Origin of the sequence: Egicoccus sp. AB-alg6-2 (assembly GCF_041821025.1) — a bacterium.
Lineage (GTDB): Bacteria > Actinomycetota > Nitriliruptoria > Nitriliruptorales > Nitriliruptoraceae > Egicoccus.
The window spans coordinates 136003-158091 of record NZ_JBGUAY010000004.1; the positions used below are offsets into that span (position 1 = coordinate 136003).

The window sequence follows — 22089 nt, forward strand, 5'->3', positions numbered from 1 at the left end:
GGTGCTCGGGGGGCAGGCGTAGTTCACGGGGGATCAACGGGGATCGGGCTCCACAAGACGGGGACGTGGCGAATGCCGGGAGGGCGGGACGCTACTCCGCCGCGCGCGGCGGTGGGGCCAGCGTGTCGCGCACGAGTGCGCGCAGGCGGTCGATGCCGACCCCCTTCTCGGCGCTGACCCACAGCACCTCCCCCGGGAGCACCTGGCATCCCGCGGCGAGGTCGCGCTTGCGACGGTCGCGCTTCGACGACTTCACCTTGTCGTGCTTGGTCGCCACGACCCGGAAGGTGACGTCGTGCTGGCGCAACCAGTCGAGCATCTCCTTGTCCAGCGCGGTCGGGCCCACCTCGCCGTCGACGAGCAGCAGCGTGAGTGCCAGCGGCTGCCGCTCCCGCAGATAGCGGTGCATCCGCCGCTCCCACGCCTGTCGGTCCGACTGCGACACCTTGGCGTAGCCGTAGCCGGGCAGGTCGACCAGCGTGCCGCCCTCGGTCTCGAACAGGTTCAGCAACCGGGTCTTGCCCGGCTTTCCCGACACCTTGGCGAGGTCCTTGCGCCGCGCCAACGCGTTGAGCAGTGACGACTTGCCCACGTTCGAACGCCCGACGACGGCGACCTCCGCGGGGCTGGCGGGAAGGTCGGCGACGTCGGGAGCGGACAGCACGAAGCGCATCGGCAGGGGCAGGCTCATGGCGCACAGTGTTGCAGGGTCGGGCGCCCTCGCCCTCCACCTACGATCGGGAGGGCCGACGGAGGTACGACGTGGAGCAGGACTGGCCCGCTTGGGCAACCGAGGCCGTCGAGGTGGTGCCGCCGGACCCGGCTTGGCCCGCACTGGCTGCCGCCCTCCGGCGCCGCTTGACGCCGGTCCTGGGCCCGTGGCTCGTCGGCGGGATCGAGCACGTCGGCAGCACCGCCGTCGCCGGACTGGCGGCCAAGCCGATCGTCGACCTGCTCGCCCCGGTCGAGCGCCTGGCCGCCGCCGACGACGTGGCTCCCGCCCTCCCACGACCGCAGCCGTGGCACTCGACGCCCCGGGCCGACGAAGGTTGGGCGCTGGTGCCGCCCGACCTCGACGGGCGTCCGTGGCGCCGGCTCTTCGTGCTGCCGTCCGGAGCCCGGCGCCTGGCACACCTGCACCTGGTGGCGGGCGACGATCCGCACGTCGCCGAACTCCTCGCCTTCCGCGATGCCTTGCGTGGCGACGCAGAGCTGGCCGCGGCGTACGCCACGCACAAGCGTTCGGCCGCCACGGACCACCGCGGGGACCGTGAGGCCTACACCGCCGCGAAGACGGCGTTCGTCCTCGGCGTGCTCGCCCAGCACCGGACGCGGTGACACCTCCGGCCGCACTCCGTGGCCGGTACGACCGTCGAGCGGCGGGGTCGGAGCTCCCCGCAGGCCGCGTGGGGCGGCTTCGCTCGCGCGCCGGAGCCGGCCGAGACCGGTGTTCCAAGACGCGGCGGAGGCACCCATGCGCACCATCGAGTTGACCGTTCCCAGCGAGCGGACCGATGCCGTCCTGGCCGAGCTCGGTCGTATCGAGGCCGCAAGCCTGCAGCTGCAGCGCGGAGGATCGCTGCAACCACCGGGCGACGTGGTCACGATGCAGGTCACCAACGGCAAACTCGGCGTCATCATGCGGATCGCCGACGAGTTCGGCCTCGGACGCGACGAGGGCTTCACCATGGCGACCTCGGTCCCCTTGAGCGTGGTGACCCCCGCCTTCCAGCGCCTCACGCGCGAGACGGGTGCCACGACCTGGGAGGAACTCGAGCTGTCCATGAGCGAGGACAGCACGATGACCCGCGACCGCACGCTGGTCATGCTGCTGGCCGGCCTCATCGCCGGCGTCGGCATCATCAGCGACCAGCTCCACGTCGTGGTCGGTGCGATGATCATCGCGCCCGGCTTCCAGCCCTTCGCCCGGGTCGTGCTCGGGGTGGTGACGCGCTCGGAGGCGTGGCGCGGTGGCGTCCGGGACGTGGGGCTCGCCTACGGGGCCCTGATGGCGGGGGCGTCGCTGGCGGCGGTGCTCGGCCTGGTCTTCGGCGCGGACGCGCTGGACGCCGGTGGCGGCCGCTATCTCGGCGCCGGTGAGCTGGTGACGTTCTGGACGACCGTGAGCTGGACCGGGGTGGCGGTGGGCGCGGCGGGCGCCGTGTGCGGCGGGATCCTCGTGTCGCTCAACCGCACGGTGCTGACCGCCGGCGTGATGGTCGCGCTCGCGCTCGTGCCGACCGCCTCGTTGGTCCCCATGGCCCTGATCGCCGGCGACGTCGGGTTGGCCGGCGACGCCGCCGTGCGCTTCGCCATCGAGGTCGCCCTCGTGCTCGCCGGTACGTCGCTGATGTTCCTGGTGAAGCGCCGCCTCGACAAGCGCCACGGCACCAGCGACTGACGCCATGTCGCATGAAAGCGTCGATGTCGCGTCAGCTCGTCAGTTCTGCCGCAGCGGCGCGACATCGACGGGGAGCGGTGACATGCCCGCCGCCGTCCCTCGCACCGCCGTCAGCGGTAGGCGACCTGGCAGAAGCCGTGGTTGCAGTAGCCACCCGGGTTCTTGGCCAGGTACTGCTGGTGCTCCGGCTCGGCGTGGTACCACGGTCCGAGCGGGGCGATCTCCGTCGTGATCGCCCCGAAGCCGTTCTCCTGCAGCTTCGCCTGGTAGCGCGCGCGGGAGGCCTCGGCGGCGTCGGACTGCGCGTCGCTGGTGGTGTAGATGGCCGAGCGGTACTGGGTCCCGACGTCGTTGCCCTGACGCATCCCCTGGGTCGGGTCGTGGTTCTCCCAGAACGGACCGAGCAGACCGTCGAGGTCGATCACCGCCGGGTCGTACACGACGACGACCACCTCGGCGTGGCCGGTCTGGCCCGTGCACACCTCACGGTAGGTCGGATGTGGTGTGTGGCCGCCGGCGTACGCCGCCACGGTCGTGAACACGCCCGGCAGCTTCCAGAAGATCCGCTCCGCACCCCAGAAGCAGCCCATGCCGAACGCCACGACCTCGTGGCCATCGGGCCAGGGCGGCGTCAGGCTCCGACCGTTGACGACGTGGGTGTCGGGGATGGGGAACGGGGACGTCTCCCGCCCGGGGAGCGCGTCCTCGGCGCCGACCAACTCGACCTTGCTGCGGTCACCGAACCACATGGGGCAATCCTTCGTCGACGGGCGCCGGGAGGCTGGGAACGGTGCAACGCCGGGCGCTGCCGTGACCTTCCCACCGTGCGGGCGGCCTTGTCCGCCGGGTTTCAGCTGTTGGGATCACGGGCGTCGCGACGCACGTTGGCACGCCGACCCTTGATGGTCGTGTTGCGCAGGGCGCTGATGACGGCGTCGACCCGGTCGGCGGGCACGTCGACCAGCGAGAAGTTCTGCGTGATCTGGATCGCGCCGATGTCACGACCGCTGACGGGCGACTCGTTGGCGATCGCGCCGACCAGATCCTTCGGGCGGATCCCCGCACCGCGCCCGAGTCCGACGAAGATCCGGGCGGAGTCGCCCGCGGCCTGACCTCGCGGCGGCCGCCGTCCCCCGGTCCGGCCCTGACCCTTCCCGCCGCCGCCGGCGCCGCCACCACTGCCCGGGGCGAGGCTCATGTCGGGCAGTTCGGGCTCGTCGTCGACGTCGCCACCCGTGGTGTCGTGGGCGAGCTTGATCGCCGCGAGCGCGATCTCGACCAGGTCGAACTCGTCGGAGAGCGTGTCGACCACGACGCGGAACTGGTCGAGTTCGCCGTCGAGCAGTTCCTCGCGCAGCGCGGCCCGGATCAGTTCCAGCCGCCGGGCGCGCAGGTCCGCGACGGTCGGGATCTTGGCCACCGACATCTTCTGGCCCGTGTGCCGCTCGATCGCCTTGAGGAGACGGTGCTGTCGCGGCTCGACGAGCGTGACGGCGACCCCCTCGCGACCGGCCCGGCCGACGCGTCCGATGCGGTGGGTGTAGGACTCCGGGGCGGAGGGCACGTCGTAGTTGACCACGTGGGTGAGGTGGTCGATGTCGAGCCCGCGCGCCGCGACGTCGGTGGCCACGAGCAGGTCCGCGGTCTCGTTCCGCAGCCGGTCCATGACGCGGTCACGCTGTTCCTGGCTCATCCCGCCGTGCAGCGCCTCGGCGCGGTAGCCACGGCCGTTCATGGTCTCGGTGAGTTCGTCGACCTCGTTGCGTGTCCCGCAGAACACGATCGTGGCGCCCGGTGCCTCGACGTCGAGGATGCGACCGAGAGCGGCGGGCTTGTTCTGGCGGGTGACGACGTAGGCGGTCTGTTCGATGCGCGGGCCGTCGGCGCCGCCCGGAGCCGCCACGTCGCGGCCGATCGTGATCCTGACCGGGTCCTGCAGGTGCTTGCGGGCGAGACGGTCGATGTGGGGCGGCATCGTGGCGCTGAACAGCACCGTCTGCCGCTCGACGGGGGCCTCGTCGAGGATGGCCTCGAGGTCGTCCTGGAACCCCATGTCCAGCATCTCGTCGGCCTCGTCGAGCACGACCACCTCGACGTCGGTGAGATCGAGGGTGCCGCGGCTGAGATGGTCGATGGCCCGGCCCGGGGTGGCCACGACCACGTCCACGCCGCGCGACAGCTCCTTGAGCTGGCGTCCGATCGGCTGACCGCCGTAGATCGGCAGGACCCGCGCCCCGAGGACGCGGCCGTAGCGGTGGACGGCCTGCGACACCTGCATCGCCAGTTCACGGGTCGGCACCAGGATCAGTGCCGTCGGCCGCTTGCCACGGTCACCGTCGGCGAGCCGCTGCAAGAGCGGCAACGCGAAGGCGGCCGTCTTGCCGGTCCCCGTCGCCGCCTGCCCGAGCAGGTCGTTGCCCGCGACCATCGGCGGGATCGCCTGGCACTGGATCGGCGTGGGCTCCTCGTAGCCCAGGGCCCCGAGCACCTCGAGGAGTTCCGCGCGCAGCGGCAGTTCGTCGAAGCTCGGCGTGGCGTTCGGGTCGGACGACATGGCATTCCTCGGTGGGACGTGCGGCGGTGGGCCGCGCATGCGCGCGGACCCCGGTGCTCACCGGGGCCCGCGGACGGATGGTGCCGTGCTGTCAGCGGTCCCGCAGCGACCGCAGGACGTACTGCAGGATGCCGCCGTGGCGGTAGTAGGTGGCCTCGCCCGGGGTGTCGATGCGCAGCCGCGCGTCGAACGTCACCTCGCTGCCGTCCTCGCGACGTGCGGTGACCGCGACCGTGGCCGGGACCTCGCCGTCGTTGAGACCGGTGACACCGGCGATGTCGAAGGTCTCCTCGCCCGTGAGGCCGAGCGAGTCGGCGCTCTCGCCGTCGGGGAACTGCAACGGCAGCACCCCCATCCCGATCAGGTTGGAGCGGTGGATGCGTTCGAAGGAGGTGGCGATGACCGCCCGCACGCCCAGCAACAGGGTGCCCTTGGCGGCCCAGTCGCGGGAGGAGCCCGAGCCGTACTCGGCACCCGCGAGCACGACCAGCGGGATGCCCTGCTGCTGGTAGTGCTCGGAGGCCTCGAAGATCGAGGTGACCTCGCCGCCCGCGGTGAAGTCGCGGGTGACGCCGCCCTCCGTCCCCGGCGCGAGCTGGTTGCGCAGGCGGATGTTGCCGAAGGTGCCGCGGATCATGACCTCGTGGTTGCCGCGGCGGGAGCCGTAGCTGTTGAAGTCGCGCCGCTCGATGCCGTGGCTGGTCAGGTAGTGACCGGCCGGGCTGTCCGACTTGATCGCGCCGGCCGGCGAGATGTGGTCGGTCGTGACGGAGTCACCGAGCTTGGCCAGTACCCGGGCGCCGGCGATGTCCTCGACCGGTTCGGGCTCGGCGCCCATGCCGTCGAAGAACGTGGGCTTGCGGATGTAGGTCGAGTCGTCCGCCCATGCGAACGTGTCGCCGTCGGGGGTCGGCAGCGACTTCCACTGCGCGTCGCCCTCGAACACCGAGGCGTACTCGTCGGTGAAGGTCTGCGACTGCAGCGCCCGGCCGATGGTGTCCTGGATCTCCTGCGGGGACGGCCAGATGTCGGCGAGGTACACCGGCTCGCCGTCGCTGCCCGTGCCGAGCGGTTCGGTGGTGATGTCGAGGTCCATCGAACCCGCCAGCGCGTAGGCGACGACCAGCGGCGGCGACGCGAGATAGTTCATCTTCACGTCCGGGTTGATGCGCCCCTCGAAGTTGCGGTTGCCCGACAGCACCGACACGACCGCGAGGTCGTGGTCCTGGACCGCCTGCGACACCTCGGGGATCAGCGGACCCGAGTTGCCGATGCAGGTGGTGCACCCGTAGCCGACGAGGTTGAACCCGAGCTTCTCGAGGTAGGGGGTCAGGCCGGCGCGGTCGAAGTAGTCGGTGACGACCTTCGAACCCGGCGCCAGGGTGGTCTTGACCCACGGCTTGCGCTGCAGGCCCTTCTCGACCGCGTTCTTGGCCAGCAGCGCCGCGCCGATCATCACGCTCGGGTTCGAGGTGTTGGTGCACGAGGTGATCGCGGCGATCGTGACCGCGCCGTGGTCGATCGTGAAGCTGCTGCCGTCCTCGAGCGTGACCTCCGCCGGGCTCGACGCGCGTCCGTTGGGGGTGCCGTGGAACTCGTGCGGCTTGGCCGATTCGTCCTCGTGGTCGGCCGGCCCGCCGATCGCGGGGTCCGACGCGGGGAAGGTGTCGTCGACCGCGTCGTCGAGACCCTCGTACTCCACCTCACCGGTGTAGTCCTGCAGGGCGACCCGGAAGGCGCGCTTGGCGTCGGACAGGTCGACCCGGTCCTGCGGGCGCTTCGGTCCGGCCAGCGACGGCACGACCGTGGACAGGTCGAGTTCGAGATGCTCGGAGTAGTCGGGCTCGGCCTGCGGGTCGTGCCAGATGCCCTGTTCCTTGGCGTAGGCCTCGACCAGGGCGACCTGGTGCTCGGAGCGGCCGGTGAACCGCAGGTATTTCAGCGTCTCGTCGTCGATCGGGAAGATCGCGGCCGTCGAGCCGTACTCGGGCGACATGTTGCCGATGGTGGCGCGGTTGGCGAGCGGCACCGCGGTGACGCCCGGCCCGTAGAACTCGACGAACTTGCCCACCACGCCGTGCTTGCGCAGCATCTCGGTGATCGTGAGCACGAGGTCGGTCGCGGTGGCGCCGTCGGGCAGCGCGCCCGAGAGCTTGAAGCCGACCACGCGCGGGATCAGCATGGACACCGGCTGGCCGAGCATCGCCGCCTCGGCCTCGATGCCACCGACGCCCCAGCCGAGCACGCCGAGCCCGTTGACCATCGTCGTGTGGGAGTCGGTGCCGACCAGTGTGTCCGGGTAGGCCTGCACCGTGCCGTCGGGCCGCTCGTTCGGGAACACGACCCGTGCGAGGTGTTCGATGTTGACCTGGTGGACGATGCCGGTGCCGGGCGGAACGACCTTGAGGCCGTCGAAGGCCTCCTGGCCCCAGCGCAGGAACTGGTAGCGCTCGCGGTTGCGTTCGAACTCGAGGTCGATGTTGATCTGGAGCGAGTTGGCCTGTCCGAAGGAGTCCGCGACCACCGAGTGGTCGATGACGAGCTCCGCCGGCACGAGCGGGTTGATGCGGGCCGGGTCGCCACCGAGGTCGGCCATCGCCTCGCGCATGGCGGCGAGGTCGACCACCGCCGGCACGCCGGTGAAGTCCTGCAGGATCACCCGGGCAGGCGTGAACTGGATCTCGGTGTCGGGCTGCGCCGACGCGTCCCAGCTCGCGAGCGCCCGGATGTCGTCGGCGGTGATGTTGCTGCCGTCCTCGGTCCGCAGCAGGTTCTCGAGCAGCACCTTGAGGCTGTAGGGCAGCCGCTGCTGGCCCTCGACCGCGTCGAGGCGGAAGATCTCGTACTGCTGGCCGTCCACGTCGAGGTGGCTCTTCGCGCCGAAGCTGTCGATGCTGCTCACGGGGGCTCCTCATCCGAGCGCCCCGAGCGGCGGGGCGACGTCCTGGTGGCGGGGCGCGGACACGCCGACTGCCGGCGCTCGCGCGTTGCCGGCCTCCCGCCCGGTACCGACGTACGGGGGAGGCGGGCCTGGTCGTCGAACATACCCGAGCGCGCCCCGCGCCCGGTCGTCCGGACGGGAGACCGCGCCCTCGTCACCGCAGGCCCCGTCGTGCGTTGGTACCGCGAATCGCCCGCTCCCCCGTCGAGGCCGTTCGTGACCGAGTCGCTGCGCATCATGCTGCGCCACCGCCTGGTGGTCATCGCCGCGAGCGCTGCCCTGGCGCTGACGACCTGTAGTGGCACGACGTCGCGCACGGCCCAGCAGGCAGGCGTGTCCCGGACAGCCACCGACGTCGTCACCGCGGCACCGGTTCCGGTCACGACGCCGCCGCCGATCCCCTCGCTCGCCGCAGCACCCGAGGTCGACGCTCCCGCCGCCCCGGAGGTGCCGCTCGCGTCCGACGAGCCCGTCGAGGACGCCGCGCCTCAGGCCGTGGAGCCATCGGCGGAGCCGCCCGCGCCGCTGCCCGAGGAGGTACCGCTGGTCACGCCGAGCGTGATCGTCCACGGCGGGGACGCACCGCTGTCCGACGCGGCGTTGGAGGAGGTCGCCGGCGACGAGGCACTCACGACCGCCGCCGTCACCGCGTTCGACCTCGAGGCCGTCGGGCCGTCCGGCGAAACCGCTGAACTGCGCGCCATGACGGCGGGACCGGCCGACGTGCGCCCCTTCACGCCGGACGTCACGGCCCAGAACGTGGGCGTCTGGGAGCGGATCACCGACGGCGACGTCGTCGTGCGCCATGACGTCGCACAGGAGCTCGGTCTCGAACTCGGCGGCACCATCACGCTTCGGACCGTGCATGCCGCGGTCCCGGCCCGTGTCGGCGCCTTCGCCGCCAACGGCGCACCTCCGCTGGCCGATCTGCTCGTCCCCCACGACCTGGGTGAACTGTTGGGGGCCGACGCCGTGAACACGCTCATCGTGGGAGCGGACGGCGACGCCCAGACGCTCGCGGACCACCTCGGCGAGCAGTTCGGGGCCCGCGCCGAGGTGGTGCGACCCCCCGCACCACGGCAGGCCGGCCCGAAGCGCTCGGGCAGCGTCACGCTCGAGCCGTTCTCGTACACCTCACGGGGCGACGGCACGATCGCGATCGACCCCGCCTGGGTCGCGAAGAACATCGTGACGGTCGAGATCCCGGGCATGGGCACCACGCGCTGTCACCGGGTGATGGTGCCGCAGTTGCAAGCCGCACTCCGCGAGATCGCCGAGGCCGGCCTGTACGACCACTTCGACCGGAGCCAGTTCGCCGGGTGCTTCGTGCCGCGCCACATCCTGTGGAACCCGCAACGGGGCCTGTCGATGCACGCCTGGGGCCTGGCCATCGACTTCAACGCCCGCGACAACGCCTACGGCGCCACACCCAGGATGGACCTGCGGATCGTGGAGATCTTCGAGAAGTGGGGTTTCGCCTGGGGCGGATGGTGGAGCACCCCCGACGGGATGCACTTCGAACTGGCCCGCGTGGTGGAGGTCGGCTGACGGGCGAGGGGCGCCGGTCTCGCCGGGCCGCACGGTCACTAGGCTCGTCCCATCCGCGACGTCCCGCCCCACGGAGTGCGACATGCCCACCCTCGCCCTGGTCCGCCACGGTCAGTCCCTGTGGAACCTGCAGAACCGCTTCACCGGCTGGGTCGACGTGCCACTGACCGAACTCGGACGCGAGGAGGCCCGCAAGGGCGGAGAACGGCTGCGCGGCACGACCTTCGACGTCGCCTACACGTCGCGCCTGACGCGGGCGCAGGAGACGCTCGACCTGCTGCAGGCGACCGCCGGCCTGCAGCTGCCGGTCATCCGTGACGAGGCGCTCAACGAGCGGCACTACGGCGACCTGCAGGGCCTGAACAAGGCCGACACCGCCGCGAAGTACGGCGACGAGCAGGTGCACATCTGGCGGCGCTCCTTCGCGACGCCACCCCCCAACGGCGAGTCGCTCAAGGACACCGCGGCCCGGACGCTGCCGTTCTTCGAGCGTGCCATCCTGGGCGACATCCGGCAGGGCAAGAACGTCCTGGTCGTGGCCCACGGAAACTCCAACCGCGCCATCGTGATGCGGCTCGAGGACGTGCCCGAGGACGAGATCCCGGGCGTGGAGCTGGCGACCGGGGTCCCGCTCGTCTACGACCTCGACGAGGACGGCACCCTGCTGGGCAAGTCCATCCTCGCGTGAGGCGTCGGTAGCCTCGTCGGAACCGATCGTCGGCCAGGAGGCTGCCCGTGTTGGATCCCGTTCGCCCCGGTGAAGGCTGGGGCGTGCTGCACCTGTTCCTGCAGGTCGACCACGCTGCGGTCCCCTCCCTGCCTCCCGGGGCCGCCAAGGAGTTCGCCGCCGTCCTCGAGCGGTGGTCCGAGCGCACGCAGTTGCACACCTTCAGCGTGCTCGGCCACAAGGCCGACGTGATGCTGATGGCCGTCGACTCGGACCTGAGCCTGCTGCGGACACTGCAGACCGAGGTACTGGCGAACCAGGCGGCACCGGCGCTGCGGCTGACCTGGTCGTACCTGTCGCTCACCGAGGGCAGCGAGTACACGCAGAGCCCCGAGGAGTACCGCGAGTACCTCGTCGCCGAAGGGGTCGATGGCGAGGACCTCGAACGCCGCGTGACGCAGTTCGCCGAGCGGATGGCCAAGTACACCGACGACAAGCTGCATCCACGGATGCCGGCCTGGGAACTCGGCTGCTTCTACCCGATGTCGCACCGGCGCTCGGGAGACGACAACTGGTACTCGCTCGACTTCGCCGAACGTCGCCGGCTGATGCACGACCACGGCAGGTCCGGCCGTGCCTACACCGGGCGGGTCCTGCAGCTGGTCTCGGGCAGCACGGGGCTCGACGAGTGGGAGTGGGGCGTGACCCTGTTCGCCCACGACCTCGCCGACATCAAGGACATCGTCTACACGATGCGCTACGACGAGGCGTCGGCGCGCTACGCCGAGTTCGGGGACTTCGTCATCGGGATCCGTCGCTCCCCGACCGACCTGGTCGTCGAGGTGGGGCTCACACGCGGCACGTGACCGCGGAACCGGACGACACGCGCCGCCTCCTCTGCTGGAGGCCGAGCCCCTGTTCGCGCGGGGAGTCACCGTGCTGCGACAGCTGGGCCTCGGCGCGGGCGACCGCCTGGCGGTGTCACTCGGCAACGACCCGACCACCTTCGGCGTCCTCGCCGCCGCCTGCCTCGAGGGCGTGGTGGCCGTGCCGCTCCCGCCCGATCTCGGCCACGGCGAGGCCCGCGAGATCCTCGACGACGCGACGCCGGCGGCCGTGCTGGCCACCCCCAGCCGTGCCGCGGCGCTGTCGCGATGGCACCCGCGCGTGCACGCCTTGACGCCCGCCGACATCGCGGCGCTGCCGGGCACCGACCCCTCCGCCGACTGGCCCCGAACCCGTCCCATGGCCTACACGTCGGGGACGACCGGCCGCCGCAAGGGCGTCCACGTCGGCGTCCACGGTTCCGACTGGGGCCGGTCGGTCATCGAGGACGAGCGCGCGGCGTTCGAGGGGCGGCACGGCGACACCCACCTGGTGGTGTCCCCGCTGTACCACTCGGGCCCCTTCCGCTTCGCGCTGGTGACCGCCCTGCTCGGCGGTCGGATCGCGGTGCTGTCACGGTTCGACGCACGGGCCTGGTCCGCGGCACTGCGCGAACTGCGACCTGACTCGCTGTTCTGCGTGCCGACCCAGTTGCACCGATTGTTGGCCACCAGTTCCGCCCCCGACGACGACCTCGCGTCGCTGCGGTTGCTCGCACACGCCGGCGCGCCCTGCCCTGCGCCGCTCAAGCGCCGCGTGCTGGCGGCGGCCCCGCCGGACGCGGTGTGGGAGTTCTACGGCTCGACCGAGGGGCAGTTCACGGTCTGCCCGCCGCAGGTGTGGTGCGAGGCGCCGGGGACGGTCGGGCACGCGAGGCCCGGACGTCGTCTCGAGGTCCGAGGCGACGACGGCGCGACGCTGCCCCCCGGCGAGGTGGGCACCGTGTGGGTGCGGGCGCCGGGGCACGCGCGCTTCACCTACTGGGGCGACGTCGAGCGGTCCGCTGCCGCATGGGACGGCGACGCCTTCACGGTCGGCGACCTCGGCCACCTGGACCAGGACGGGCGGCTGTTCCTCTCGGGCCGCCCCGGCGACCTGGTCATCACCGGCGGCGTCAACGTCTATCCCGCCGAGGTGGAACGTCACCTGCTCGAGCAGCCCGGTGTCGCCGAGACGGCCGTGTTCGGCGTCCCTGACGAGGAGTGGGGCGAGCGGCTCGTGGCGTTCGCGGTCCCCTGGCCCGGCGCCTCCCTCGACGGCGAGTCGCTGCGACGCTCGCTGACCGGCCACCTCGCCGCGGCAAAGGTGCCAAAGCGCATCGCGGTGGTCGACGCCCTGCCGCGGACGCCGACCGGGAAGGTCCGTCGGGCCGATCGAGCCCTCGAATCGCTCTGGGAGCAGCAGCCGTGAGCGGCGACCCGGTCGCCGAGCTGCGCCGTCACCTGGACGCGCACGTCCCCCGTGACGCCCGCGAGCGTTCCTCCCTGCGCCGGACCCTCGCGCTGCTCGACTGGCTGACCGATCCCCTGTCGGAGACGGCGGACCCGACGCACGTCACCGGATCGGCCATCGTCGTCGACGCGGGCGCGCGTTTCCTGCTGCACCGGCACAAGCGGCTCGGCATCTGGCTCCAGCCCGGCGGTCACGTCGACCCCGGGGAGTCCACGGCCGGCGCCGCCGTCCGCGAGACACGGGAGGAGACCGGGTTGTCGGCCGAACACCCAGCGAAGGGACCGGTGGTGGCGCACGTCGACGTCCACCAGGGACCGCGGGGCCACGTCCACCTCGATGTCCGTTACCTGCTCCTTGCCGACGGCGACGCCGAGCTCGCCCCGCTCGCGGGCGAGTCGCCCCACGTGGGCTGGTTCGACCTCGACGGCGTCCGCGCGGTCGGCGACGCCTCCCTGGTCTCCGCAGCCGAGGCCGCCCTCGGACGACTCGGGCGTGGCCGGCACTAGCGTCCGGCGACGTCGAGGTGGATCCGTCCCGGGTCCGCCCGGCTCACCGTCACCGCGTGTCGTCCCGTCGTGCCGACGAACAGCAGCCGGCGGCCCTCGTAGACACCGGCATCCACGACCTCGACGATGCCGGCACCGTCGACCGCCAGCCGGCCGGCGTCCCAGTCGGCGAACGCCAGCTCGGGTGGCAGCGCCATCCCGGTCAGGTGCACCTGCAGGATCGCCTCGCCACGGACCGCGAGCTCGTGTCCGCGACCGTGCTCGATCGCGGCGTCCACGTACCGGACCCGCCAGCCCGGGGTTCCGGCACCGCCATCGATCACGAACGAGAGGCGATCGAAGCCGGGATGCTCGGTCGCCGTGACCTCACGCAGCCCCAGCCATGCGTCCGGGCTGTGCGGGGCGTACGAGATCGCCTGCAGGTGGCCACGCTCGGCGAGGAGATCGAGGGCGCGCGCCATGTACTGCGCCATCTCGCCCCGGGTGGCGGAACGGTGGGGCGCGAAGGTGGCGGAGGACGTATCGGCGATCCCGGCCGCGGCGAGCTTCTCGATGTTGGCGGCATGCGTGCCGGCGACGTCGTCGAAGGCCGCGTCGCGGGCGAGGGGCTCCGCGAGCACCGCCTCGACGGCAGCGGCCACGAAGCTCGCCATCTGGGCCCGGTCGAGGGTTCGCCCGGGGCGGAAGGTCCGGTCCCCGTAGCCGGCGACGATGCCGTCGGCCTGCAGCCGGGCGACGGCGACCCGATGCGCGCCGCTGATCGTCGCGGCATCGACGAAGTCGGGCGTGGTCACGGCCGGCGCGGCATAGCTCGCTGCCGGCAGAACGTGCAGGGCGTTGCCCAGGAACGAGGCCATCTGCTGCCGGGTCAGCGGAGCATCGGCATCGAAGCGCAGTTCGTCGCCGACGAAGCGCCCGGCGACGACGTCGTGGACCCACAGACACCCGACGGCGGCGCCGACGTCAGAGGCGGGGTCGACGTCGACGAACGGCGCAGCCTGCTGCGCACCGCGGTCGCAGGCGCGGTCGAGGTTCCGTGGGAACCCGTCCGGCTGGGCGAGGGCCGCTGGCGCCGCTGCGACCAGGAGTCCCATCGCTGTCAGCGCCGTGAGCCCGCTTCGGCGCGTACGCCCCCACGTCGTTTCCGCCCCGCGCCCCATCGCCCGCTCCACCGCCGCTCCCCCGCGTCGGACGGTCGTCATCGACGCGGCACTGCGGCAGGGACCATGCCGCCCCGGCGCCATCCGGCGGGACGACCATCCCCGGCAATTCGGACACTCCGGTCGGGTGAACGCGGGCTTCCCCTGGCCGCCCGGCCGTCAGAACAGGCGCAGGTTGGTTTCCTCTTCGCCGCGCAACCGTCCGAGGTCGACCTCGACGCATGCGATACCGCGCGACTCGGCCAGCACCCGCGCCTGGGGCTTGATGATCGTGGCGGCGAAGACGCCGCGCACCGGCGCGAGCAGGGGGTCGCGCTGCATGCGTTCGAGATAGCGCGTCAACTGCTCCACGCCGTCGATCTCGCCGATGCGCTTGATCTCGACCGCCACCGCGCCTCCGCTCGGATCGCGACAGAGCAGGTCGACGGGCCCGAGATCGGTGCGGAACTCGCGCTGGATGCACACGAGGTCCTGCTCGAGGTGCGAGGGATGGGCGGCGAGCAGCTCCTGCAGCTCACGCTCGACACCGTCGAGGGTGAGACCGCGCTCGGTGTCGAGCTGGTAGCTGACGTCCTCGAACACCTCCTCGAGCTCGATGATGAGCTTCTCGCCCTTCGGATTGGTGACGACCCAACGCCCCTCCTCCTCGAACAGGGTGTTGGGCGCATTCATCCAGTTGAGCGGCTTGTAGGCCCCGACGTCGGCGTGCAGGGCGACACAACCGTCCGCCTTCACCATCACGAGGCGCACAGCACTGGTCAGGGTCGACGACAGTCGGCCCTCGTAGGTCGCGGAGCACCGCGCGACGAGCAGACGCATGGCGGCGGACGGTAGCGGCGGCCGCCCGCGCCACCAACCCCCGCCGCGGGAGGGCGGCGGGCCGTCGGCTACGCTCGAGGGCCGGGCCCGGGCCACGCGTCGATCGTGCGACCGTCGTGGCCGGACAGCTCTTCGTCCACTCTTTCGAAAAGGTCCCACCGTGGCGCTCCAGGTCGGTCTCGTCGGCCTGCCCAACGTCGGCAAGTCGACCCTGTTCAACGCCGTGTCCCAGGCCGGGGCCGAGGCCGCGAACTTCCCCTTCTGCACCATCGACCCCAACGTCGGGGTCGTCGCGGTCCCCGACGCGCGCCTCGACCGACTGGCCGAGCTGGCGAAGTCGCAGAAGGTCGTCCCGACGGCGATCGAGTTCGTCGACATCGCGGGGCTGGTCGCGGGTGCCTCGCAGGGCGAGGGGCTGGGCAACCAGTTCCTGGCCCACATCCGCGAGGTCGACGCGATCTGCAACGTGGTGCGCTGCTTCGAGAGCGACGACATCATCCACGTCAGCGGCTCGGTCGACCCCGCGCGTGACGTCGAGATCATCACCACCGAGCTGGTGCTGGCGGACCTCGCGACCACCGAGAAGCGGCTCGAACGCGCCACGCGCTCGGCACGGACCGGCGACAAGGACCTGGTGCGCGAACGCGACCAGGTGCTCGCCCTGCGCGACCACCTCGCCGAAGGTCACGTCGCCCGGACCTTCCCCGGCGAACTCGAACCGTCGGTCGCCCGCGAGTTGTCGCTGCTCACGGCCAAGCCGGTGCTGTACGCGGCCAACGTCGCCGAGGACGAACTCCCCGACGCCGCGGGCAACGAGCACGTCGAGGTCGTGCGCAAGCTCGCCGAGATCGAGGGTGCCGAGCTCGTCGTCATCTCGGCGCAGGTCGAGGCGGAACTGGCCGAGCTCGGCGGCGAGGAACGGGCCGAGTACCTCGAGTCGCTCGGCCTGGAGCGCTCGGGGCTGGAGCGGCTCATCGAACGGGCGTACCGGCTGCTCGGCCTGCTGACCTACTTCACGGCCGGTCCGAAGGAGACCCGCGCGTGGACGGTGCCGGCCGGCTCGACGGCGCCCCGCGCAGCGCGCGAGATCCACACCGACTTCGAGCGCGGCTTCATCAAGGCCGAGGTCATCGCCTTCGACGACTACGACCGTCTCGGTACCGAGGCCGCGGCCCGCGAGGCCGGCCGGTTGCGTATCGAGGGCAAGGAGTACATCGTCAAGGACGGCGACGTCGTCCACTTCCGCTTCAACGTCTGACGGCCGCAGACGTCCGACACCCACCGCAACGAGCCGCCCCGAGCGGGCGACACCTGGAGGCGATTCGCATGGCCCGGACAGAGCCCATCACCCGACTCGAGGTGGCCGCCTGTCCCACCCACCGCGTCGACGTCAGGCACTACGGCCCCTTCGAGGTCGGCTGTGCCTGCCTCAACGACGAGCGCCGCGCCGCACTTGCCGAGCGACTGGCCCAGGCCCGCGCCGAGGGCAACCCGCTGGCCGAGATGGCCGAGTAGCCAACCGCGCGTCCGCCGCGGTACGAACCGTGCGGCACCTTCGCAGCCCCGACGAACGGCACCAGGTGTGGCAGGCAGAGGACTCGGCGGACGGTTCCAGCGCGGTGCGCGGCTCGCCCGCACCGGCGTGCGCGGCGCTTCGGGGTTCGCCGGCGCGAAGGCGCGCGAGCTGGCCGGGCGTCCGGGCGGGGAGGACGCGGCCCACCGTGAGCTCGCCGCCAACCTCGCCGAGGTCCTCGGTGACATGAAGGGGGCCGCGATGAAGCTCGGCCAACTGCTGAGCTTCGTCGATCTCGACCTGCCGCCCGACGTCAAGAACGTCTACCACGAGGCCCTGGCCCAGTTGCGGGACGCCGCCCCGGAGTTCGATCCCGGCGCGATCGACCAGGTCTTGCGCGAGGAGTACGGCGCCGCCCCCGAGACGGTGTTCGCCGCCTTCGACCGCAAGCCGCTCGCTGCGGCCTCGATCGGGCAGGTGCATGCGGCCACGCTCGAGGACGGGCGTGACGTCGTCGTCAAGGTGCAGTACCCGGGCGTCGCCGAAGCGGTGCGATCGGACCTTCGCAACGCCGAGACGTTCCGGCCCATCGCCCGGATGATGGCGCCGAACCAGGAGATCGAGCCGCTCCTCGACGAGCTGCGCGAGCGGATCGACGACGAGCTCGACTACCAGCGCGAGGCCCGCTACCAGCGGGCGTTCGCCACCCGGTACGCCGACCATCCGTTCATCCGGGTTCCCGACATCGTCGGCGACCTGTGCCGCCGGCGCGTGCTCGTGAGTGAGCGCATCCACGGCGCCAAGTTCGACCACGTCGCCGAGACGGCGGACGAGGCCACGCGTCAACGGGTGGGCGAGATCGTCTTCCGTTACGCCTTCGGCTCCATCGGCCGCTTCCGGCTGTTCAACGGCGACCCGCATCCGGGCAACTATCTCATCGAGCCCGAGGGTTCGGCCGCCGACGGCGGGGTCCGCGTCGCGTTCATCGACTACGGCTCGGTGAAGATGTTCACCCGTGAGCGCTACGACTCGATGCGCGCCGTGGAGGAATCGGTTGCCCGCGCGGACCGCGGCGAGGCCCTCGAGGCGCTGCGCCAGGCCGGCTTCCTGCCCAAGACGGCCCGCGTCGACGAGGACCTGGTCCACGCGTGGTTCCGGCTCTACACCCGTCCGGTCGTGGCGGACCAGCCGTTCACCTTCACCCCCGAGTACGCGGCCGAGGTGATCCGCTCGACGACGGATCCACGCAGCCCGTACAGCGACGTCCTGCGCAAGCTCAACCTGCCGCCGGACTACCTGTTGCTCAACCGGATCCAGTGGGGGCTCAACTCGGTGCTCGGGCGCCTCGGCGCCACCAACGACTGGCGCGCCATCCGCGACGAGTACGTCGATCCCGACGCGCCGCCCGCGACCCCACTCGGCGAGCTGGACGCGGCGTGGTGGCACACGCGCGAACCCACGGTCGATCCCCCGGCCTGAACCGGCACCGCCGCCCGCGGGCTCACCCGGCGGTCAGCTCGGGAGCCGTGCCCCGTGTTCGGCGACCATGGTGTCCAGCCACCGGGTCAGGAACAGCGCCAGGTGGCCGCGCTGCAGTCCCTGCGACGGGCCGAAGTGGCCGTTGCCGTCCCCGGCGGTCCACCCCGCGTCCGCCGCCTGGTTGATGGCGCGCTCGTGCGTACCGGCGTCGTCGAGGAACCAGTCGCGTGAGGGCGAACGCAACCGCTGGCCGGTGCGGTACTCCGCCGCGGCGACCAGCACCGAGGCCATCTGGTCGCGCTCGACGGTGGCGCTCGGCCGGAAGGTGCCGTCGCCGAAGCCGCCGACCACGCCGGCGCCCGCCAGCCGGGCGATCGCGTCGGCATGGGAGGAGTTGGCGTCAACGTCCGCGAAGCGGAGCGGGGCAGCGGGCAGACGACCGCCGCTGCGCTCGATCGCCCGGGTCACGAAGGTCGCCAACTGCGCCCGGGTGACGTCACCGCCGGGCGAGAACGCGTGCGCCGTCGTGCCCTCGGCGACCGACCACCAGGCCAGGCAGTCGACCGCCCGCGTCTGCGACCGCCCGACGTCGGTGAACCCGGAGGTCGGGACGGAGCCGGCGGGGCACGCCGCGTCCCCGCTGCGCACCGTCGGCGTCGGCAGACTCGAGGTCTTCGCGGAACCGTCCGCGCGGCGGAAGACCGCGGTGGCGTACATGCGACCGTTGGCGGCGACGCTGATACCGATCCCGACCTCGTCGAACGTCGACGACAGGATGTTGTCGCGGTGACCGGTGGAGTCCATCCACCCGCGCATGATCCGGTCCGCCGTCGGCTTCCAGCCGCCGATGGCGTCGACCGGACCGGCCCAGGCGATGTTCTCGCCCCACGCGGTCCAGCAGCAGATCTGCCGCCCGACCGAGGGGTTGTGCACGAACGTGCCCGTCCGCGCCATCTCGTCGGACCAGGCCCGGGCCGCCTCGGTCAGGTCGGAGGCGGCGGTGAGCGACGCGCGCGACGCCCCCGAGCGGATCCGGTTGTGCTCGGCGACCAGGTGCCGTTCGGCCGCGGACTCGTCGGCGCTGCGTGCCCGCGCGGCCTCGGCGGGAGCGGGGCTCGCGATCAGCAGCGTGGCGATCAGACCGAGCAGGCCCGACAGCAGGGCGAACAGCGACAACGGACGGCGCGAGTGCAGCATGCATTCCTGCGATCGTCGGGAACGGGAGCGAGAACCGGGACGTATGTCCCAGATCGACCTCCTGTACCAACGACCCCGGCCGGCGGAGAGTTCCCGCACGCAGCGGGGTCCCGAGCGGCGCAGGTCGTGCGCCGCATCGGGACCCCGGGGTCACGCGCCCCTACGACTTCGCGGTGGCGTAGATGTCGTCGATGACGTGGCCGTACTTCTCGCTGACCACGTGGCGCTTCACCGACATCTTCTGGCTCAGTTCGACCCCGACCTCGAAGTCCTCGGGCAGGATCCGGAAGGTGCGGATCGATTCGGCCTTGGAGACGGCCTGGTTGGCCTCGTCCACGGCCTTCTGCACCTCGGCGCGCAGGTCGGCGTCGTCGACGAGGTCAGCCACCGTCTTGCCCGACTTGCCGTTGGCCTCGGCCCAGCCGCCGAACGCCTCGGGGTCGATGGTGATCAGCGCGGCGATGAACGGCTTGTTGTCGCCGACCACCATCGACTGGCTCACCAGGGCGTGGGCCCGCATCCGGTCCTCGAGGATGGCCGGCGCGACGTTCTTGCCGCCGGCGGTCACCAGGATCTCCTTCTTGCGGCCGGTGATGCGCAGGAAGCCCTCACCGTCGAGTTGACCGATGTCGCCGGAGTGGAACCAGCCGTCCGACTCCAGTACCTCGTTGGTGGCGTCCTCGTTGTGGTAGTAGCCGCGGAAGATGTTGCCGCCCCGGAGCAGGATCTCGCCGTCGTCGGCGATCTTGACCGACGCGCCGGGAAGGGGCTTGCCGACGGTGCCGATCTTGTAGGCGTCGGGACGGTTCACCGTGGCCGGCGCGGTGGTCTCGGTGAGGCCGTACCCCTCGAGGATCAGGATGCCGATCCCGTTGAAGAAGTGGCCCAGCCGCTCGCCGAGCGCCGCGCCACCCGAGACGGCGTACCGCACGTTGCCGCCCATGGCATTGCGGAGCTTGCCGTAGACGAGCTTGTCGAACAGGCCATGTTGGACCTTCGTGGCGAGTCCGACCTTGCCCGCCGCCTGCTCCCGCGAGAACTGCTCGGCGACCGCCGCCGCCTTGTCGAAGATCTTGCCCTTGCCGTCCGCGTGCGCCTTCTGCTGTGCCCCGTTGAAGACCTTTTCGAAGACGCGGGGCACCGCCAGCAGGAAGGTCGGCTTGAACAGCCCCAGTTCCTCGAGCAACTGCGGGATGCCCGTCGAGTAGCCGAGCTTGACCCCGGCGTTGATGACCGCGACCTGGATGTAGCGCGCGAAGATGTGGGCCAGCGGCAGGAACAGCAGCGTCGTCTCGCCCGGCCGCATCAGCTCGCTGATCGACGCCTCGCTCTGCGCGACGTTCCAGACGAAGTTGCGGTGCGTGAGCTCGCAACCCTTGGGCCGGCCCGTCGTCCCGGAGGTGTAGACCAGTGTCGCCAGGTCGTCCGCCGTCACCGCGGTCGCGCGGGCATCGACGTCCTCGTCGCTGACGTCCGCGCCCGCCGCCTTGATGGCGTCCATCCCGCCCTCGTCGATCACGAACACGTGACCGCAGTTGGGCAGCTTGCCGGCGACCTCGTCGTAGATGCCTCGCAGCTCGGGCGTCTCGATCACGATCGCGACGGCGTCGGAGTCGGAGACGATCCACTCGACCTGCTCCGCCGAGGAGGTCTCGTAGATCGGCACGGTGACCGCGCCCGCGCTCCAGATGGCGTAGTCCAGGACCGTCCACTCGAGCCGGGTCGCCGACATGATGCACACCCGTTGTCCCGGCTCGATGCCGAGCCCGATCAGGCCCTTGGTCACGGCCTTGATCTCGTCGACGAACTGGCGCGTCGTCCAGTCCACGAAGCGGTCGCCCACCCGGTGGGAGACGGCGATGCGGTCCGGTGACGTGCGCGCCGCCTCGAACAGCGGACGCGTCAGATTGGCATCGTCCGCGATCGTGACCTCACCCGGACTCGTGTACTCCTGCATGACCACTCCCCTCGCCTCGTCGGCGTCGTCCCACTCGCCTGGACATCGCGTTCGAGCCTAGCAAGCAGCATCCACCGAACCGCAGGCTGCGGGGCGGTGCGGCGGGTCCGGCCGCTACGGTCGCGCACCTGCCGAACTCCGGTATTCGCCGCCTGCAGGAACGACTCCTCCATGAACGTGCTGCAACGGACCGTCGGAGCCGTGCGCGTCGTCACCATCGACCGGCCGCAGGTCCGCAACGCCGTCGACCGGCCGACGGCCGACGCCCTGCTCGCCGCGGTCGAGGCGGCGGACGCCGACGCCGAGGTACGCGTGATCGTCCTCACCGGCGCGGGCGGCACCTTCTGTGCGGGGGCGGACCTGCACGCACTCGAGGACCCGGATCGCCGCAACCGGCTCGAACGCTCAGATCTCGGCCCGATGGGGCCGACCCGCCGCCGCCCGGGCAAGCCGGTCGTGGCCGCCATCGAGGGCCATGCGGTCGCCGGCGGCCTCGAACTGGCGCTGTGGTGCGACCTGCGCATCGCGGCCGAGGACGCCGTCCTCGGGGTCTTCTGCCGCCGCTTCGGCGTCCCGCTGATCGACGGCGGCACCGCCCGCCTGCCCCGCGTCGTCGGGATGGGGCGCGCCCTGGACCTGGTGCTGACCGGCCGGGCCGTAGCCGCGGACGAGGCCCTCGCCATGGGCCTGGTGACCCGTGTCGTCGCCCCGGGCAGCGCACTCGAAGCGGCCGTCGCCCTGGCCTCCGAACTGGCCGCCCTGCCGCAACGCACGCTGTCGGCGGACCTCGCCAGCACGCGCGCGGCCTTCGACCGGGCCCTGCCCGAGGCGTTGCTCGCCGAGCACGACGGCGGGATGGCGGCCATCGAGGACGGTGGCATGGCCGCCGTCGCCCGCTTCCGGGCCGGAGCCGGACGACACGGCGACCCGGCAGGGACGTGAGCCACGGGCGAGGGACGCTCGCCGACGTTGCCGTCGGGTGGTGTCGCTCCCCTAGCCTGCCGCCTTCC

General features: G+C 71.7%; 19 protein-coding genes. 11 read left to right on the top strand and 8 right to left on the bottom strand.

Annotated elements, in window-relative coordinates; all coding sequences use genetic code 11:
• Positions 1 to 91: 91 nt before the first annotated feature.
• The gene (gene yihA / locus ACERMF_RS07940) at positions 92 to 691 is read right to left on the bottom strand and encodes a ribosome biogenesis GTP-binding protein YihA/YsxC (protein ID WP_373668518.1); all 600 of its coding nucleotides are present in this window, start codon (positions 689 to 691) and stop codon (positions 92 to 94) included.
• Between the two features lie 71 nt (positions 692 to 762).
• Between yihA and ACERMF_RS07945 the strand changes: the two genes are divergently transcribed.
• Positions 763 to 1338, top strand: coding sequence for a GrpB family protein (locus ACERMF_RS07945; RefSeq protein WP_373668519.1), 576 nt, complete (start codon positions 763 to 765; stop codon positions 1336 to 1338).
• Positions 1339 to 1474: 136 nt separating this feature from the next.
• A complete protein-coding gene (locus ACERMF_RS07950) occupies positions 1475 to 2401 on the top strand; it encodes a DUF389 domain-containing protein (protein WP_373668520.1) in 927 nt (308 codons plus the stop codon).
• A 110-nt stretch (positions 2402 to 2511) separates the two neighbouring features.
• On the opposite strand, the gene msrA is transcribed toward ACERMF_RS07950, so the two are convergent.
• The 3 genes from msrA to ACERMF_RS07965 form a co-directional block, all read right to left on the bottom strand.
• Positions 2512 to 3150, bottom strand: a complete 639-nt coding sequence (msrA, locus tag ACERMF_RS07955; protein WP_373668521.1) for a peptide-methionine (S)-S-oxide reductase MsrA — start codon at positions 3148 to 3150, stop codon at positions 2512 to 2514.
• A gap of 101 nt (positions 3151 to 3251) precedes the next feature.
• Positions 3252 to 4994 carry a DEAD/DEAH box helicase gene (locus ACERMF_RS07960; RefSeq protein WP_373668522.1) on the bottom strand — a complete coding sequence of 581 codons (1743 nt, stop codon included), beginning with the start codon at positions 4992 to 4994 and terminating at the stop codon, positions 3252 to 3254.
• 52 nt (positions 4995 to 5046) lie between these two features.
• Complete coding sequence (locus tag ACERMF_RS07965; RefSeq protein ID WP_373668523.1) at positions 5047 to 7857, bottom strand: aconitate hydratase; 2811 nt, start codon at positions 7855 to 7857, stop codon at positions 5047 to 5049.
• A gap of 255 nt (positions 7858 to 8112) precedes the next feature.
• Here ACERMF_RS07965 and ACERMF_RS07970 point away from each other — a divergent pair, with 255 nt between their 5' ends.
• From ACERMF_RS07970 to ACERMF_RS07990, 5 genes are all read left to right on the top strand, one after another.
• Complete coding sequence (locus ACERMF_RS07970) at positions 8113 to 9444, top strand: M15 family metallopeptidase (RefSeq protein WP_373668524.1); 1332 nt, start codon at positions 8113 to 8115, stop codon at positions 9442 to 9444.
• Between the two features lie 82 nt (positions 9445 to 9526).
• Positions 9527 to 10132 (top strand): 2,3-diphosphoglycerate-dependent phosphoglycerate mutase, encoded by a 606-nt coding sequence (locus tag ACERMF_RS07975; RefSeq protein ID WP_373668525.1) that lies wholly within the window; start codon positions 9527 to 9529, stop codon positions 10130 to 10132.
• Between the two features lie 47 nt (positions 10133 to 10179).
• A complete protein-coding gene (locus ACERMF_RS07980) occupies positions 10180 to 10977 on the top strand; it encodes a chlorite dismutase family protein (RefSeq protein WP_373668526.1) in 798 nt (265 codons plus the stop codon).
• 70 nt (positions 10978 to 11047) lie between these two features.
• On the top strand, positions 11048 to 12406 hold the full coding sequence (locus ACERMF_RS07985; protein WP_373668527.1) for a class I adenylate-forming enzyme family protein: 1359 nt from the start codon (positions 11048 to 11050) through the stop codon (positions 12404 to 12406).
• Positions 12403 to 12954 carry an NUDIX hydrolase gene (locus ACERMF_RS07990; RefSeq protein WP_373668528.1) on the top strand — a complete coding sequence of 184 codons (552 nt, stop codon included), beginning with the start codon at positions 12403 to 12405 and terminating at the stop codon, positions 12952 to 12954. The genes ACERMF_RS07985 and ACERMF_RS07990 overlap by 4 nt, the downstream gene beginning before the upstream one ends.
• Here ACERMF_RS07990 and ACERMF_RS07995 read toward each other — a convergent pair.
• Together ACERMF_RS07995 and nucS are read right to left on the bottom strand one after the other, a co-directional pair.
• Complete coding sequence (locus ACERMF_RS07995) at positions 12951 to 14048, bottom strand: S-layer homology domain-containing protein (protein ID WP_373668529.1); 1098 nt, start codon at positions 14046 to 14048, stop codon at positions 12951 to 12953. The genes ACERMF_RS07990 and ACERMF_RS07995 overlap by 4 nt on opposite strands.
• 225 nt (positions 14049 to 14273) lie before the next feature.
• A complete protein-coding gene (gene nucS / locus ACERMF_RS08000; protein ID WP_373668530.1) occupies positions 14274 to 14933 on the bottom strand; it encodes an endonuclease NucS in 660 nt (219 codons plus the stop codon).
• 160 nt (positions 14934 to 15093) lie between these two features.
• Between nucS and ychF the strand changes: the two genes are divergently transcribed.
• The 3 genes from ychF (at position 15094) to ACERMF_RS08015 (ending at position 17925) form a co-directional block, all read left to right on the top strand.
• Positions 15094 to 16191, top strand: coding sequence for a redox-regulated ATPase YchF (ychF, locus tag ACERMF_RS08005; RefSeq protein ID WP_373668531.1), 1098 nt, complete (start codon positions 15094 to 15096; stop codon positions 16189 to 16191).
• 68 nt (positions 16192 to 16259) lie between these two features.
• Positions 16260 to 16448 carry a hypothetical protein gene (locus ACERMF_RS08010; RefSeq protein ID WP_373668532.1) on the top strand — a complete coding sequence of 63 codons (189 nt, stop codon included), beginning with the start codon at positions 16260 to 16262 and terminating at the stop codon, positions 16446 to 16448.
• Positions 16449 to 16515: 67 nt separating this feature from the next.
• Entirely contained in the window at positions 16516 to 17925 is a 1410-nt protein-coding gene (locus ACERMF_RS08015; protein ID WP_373668533.1) for an ABC1 kinase family protein, read from the top strand.
• A 33-nt stretch (positions 17926 to 17958) separates the two neighbouring features.
• Here the strand turns inward: ACERMF_RS08015 and ACERMF_RS08020 are convergent, their stop codons facing one another.
• The gene (locus tag ACERMF_RS08020; protein ID WP_373668534.1) at positions 17959 to 19122 is read right to left on the bottom strand and encodes a CAP domain-containing protein; all 1164 of its coding nucleotides are present in this window, start codon (positions 19120 to 19122) and stop codon (positions 17959 to 17961) included.
• 160 nt (positions 19123 to 19282) lie between these two features.
• Positions 19283 to 21079 (bottom strand): long-chain fatty acid--CoA ligase, encoded by a 1797-nt coding sequence (locus tag ACERMF_RS08025; RefSeq protein ID WP_373668535.1) that lies wholly within the window; start codon positions 21077 to 21079, stop codon positions 19283 to 19285.
• Positions 21080 to 21250: 171 nt separating this feature from the next.
• On the opposite strand from ACERMF_RS08025, the gene ACERMF_RS08030 reads away from it, so the two are divergent.
• On the top strand, positions 21251 to 22021 hold the full coding sequence (locus ACERMF_RS08030; RefSeq protein ID WP_373668536.1) for a crotonase/enoyl-CoA hydratase family protein: 771 nt from the start codon (positions 21251 to 21253) through the stop codon (positions 22019 to 22021).
• Positions 22022 to 22089 lie beyond the last annotated feature (68 nt).

Excerpts from the sequence above, each read along its gene's own strand:
- yihA (WP_373668518.1), bottom strand. The coding sequence starts at position 691 with ATGAGCCTGCCCCTGCCGATGCGCTTCGTGCTGTCCGCTCCCGACGTC.
- ACERMF_RS07950 (WP_373668520.1), top strand. The coding sequence starts at position 1,475 with ATGCGCACCATCGAGTTGACCGTTCCCAGCGAGCGGACCGATGCCGTC.
- msrA (WP_373668521.1), bottom strand. The coding sequence starts at position 3,150 with ATGTGGTTCGGTGACCGCAGCAAGGTCGAGTTGGTCGGCGCCGAGGAC.
- ACERMF_RS07960 (WP_373668522.1), bottom strand. The coding sequence starts at position 4,994 with ATGCGCGGCCCACCGCCGCACGTCCCACCGAGGAATGCCATGTCGTCC.
- ACERMF_RS07975 (WP_373668525.1), top strand. The coding sequence starts at position 9,527 with ATGCCCACCCTCGCCCTGGTCCGCCACGGTCAGTCCCTGTGGAACCTG.
- ACERMF_RS07995 (WP_373668529.1), bottom strand. The coding sequence starts at position 14,048 with ATGGGACTCCTGGTCGCAGCGGCGCCAGCGGCCCTCGCCCAGCCGGAC.
- nucS (WP_373668530.1), bottom strand. The coding sequence starts at position 14,933 with ATGCGTCTGCTCGTCGCGCGGTGCTCCGCGACCTACGAGGGCCGACTG.
- ACERMF_RS08010 (WP_373668532.1), top strand. The coding sequence starts at position 16,260 with ATGGCCCGGACAGAGCCCATCACCCGACTCGAGGTGGCCGCCTGTCCC.
- ACERMF_RS08020 (WP_373668534.1), bottom strand. The coding sequence starts at position 19,122 with ATGCTGCACTCGCGCCGTCCGTTGTCGCTGTTCGCCCTGCTGTCGGGC.
- ACERMF_RS08025 (WP_373668535.1), bottom strand. The coding sequence starts at position 21,079 with ATGCAGGAGTACACGAGTCCGGGTGAGGTCACGATCGCGGACGATGCC.
- ACERMF_RS08030 (WP_373668536.1), top strand. The coding sequence starts at position 21,251 with ATGAACGTGCTGCAACGGACCGTCGGAGCCGTGCGCGTCGTCACCATC.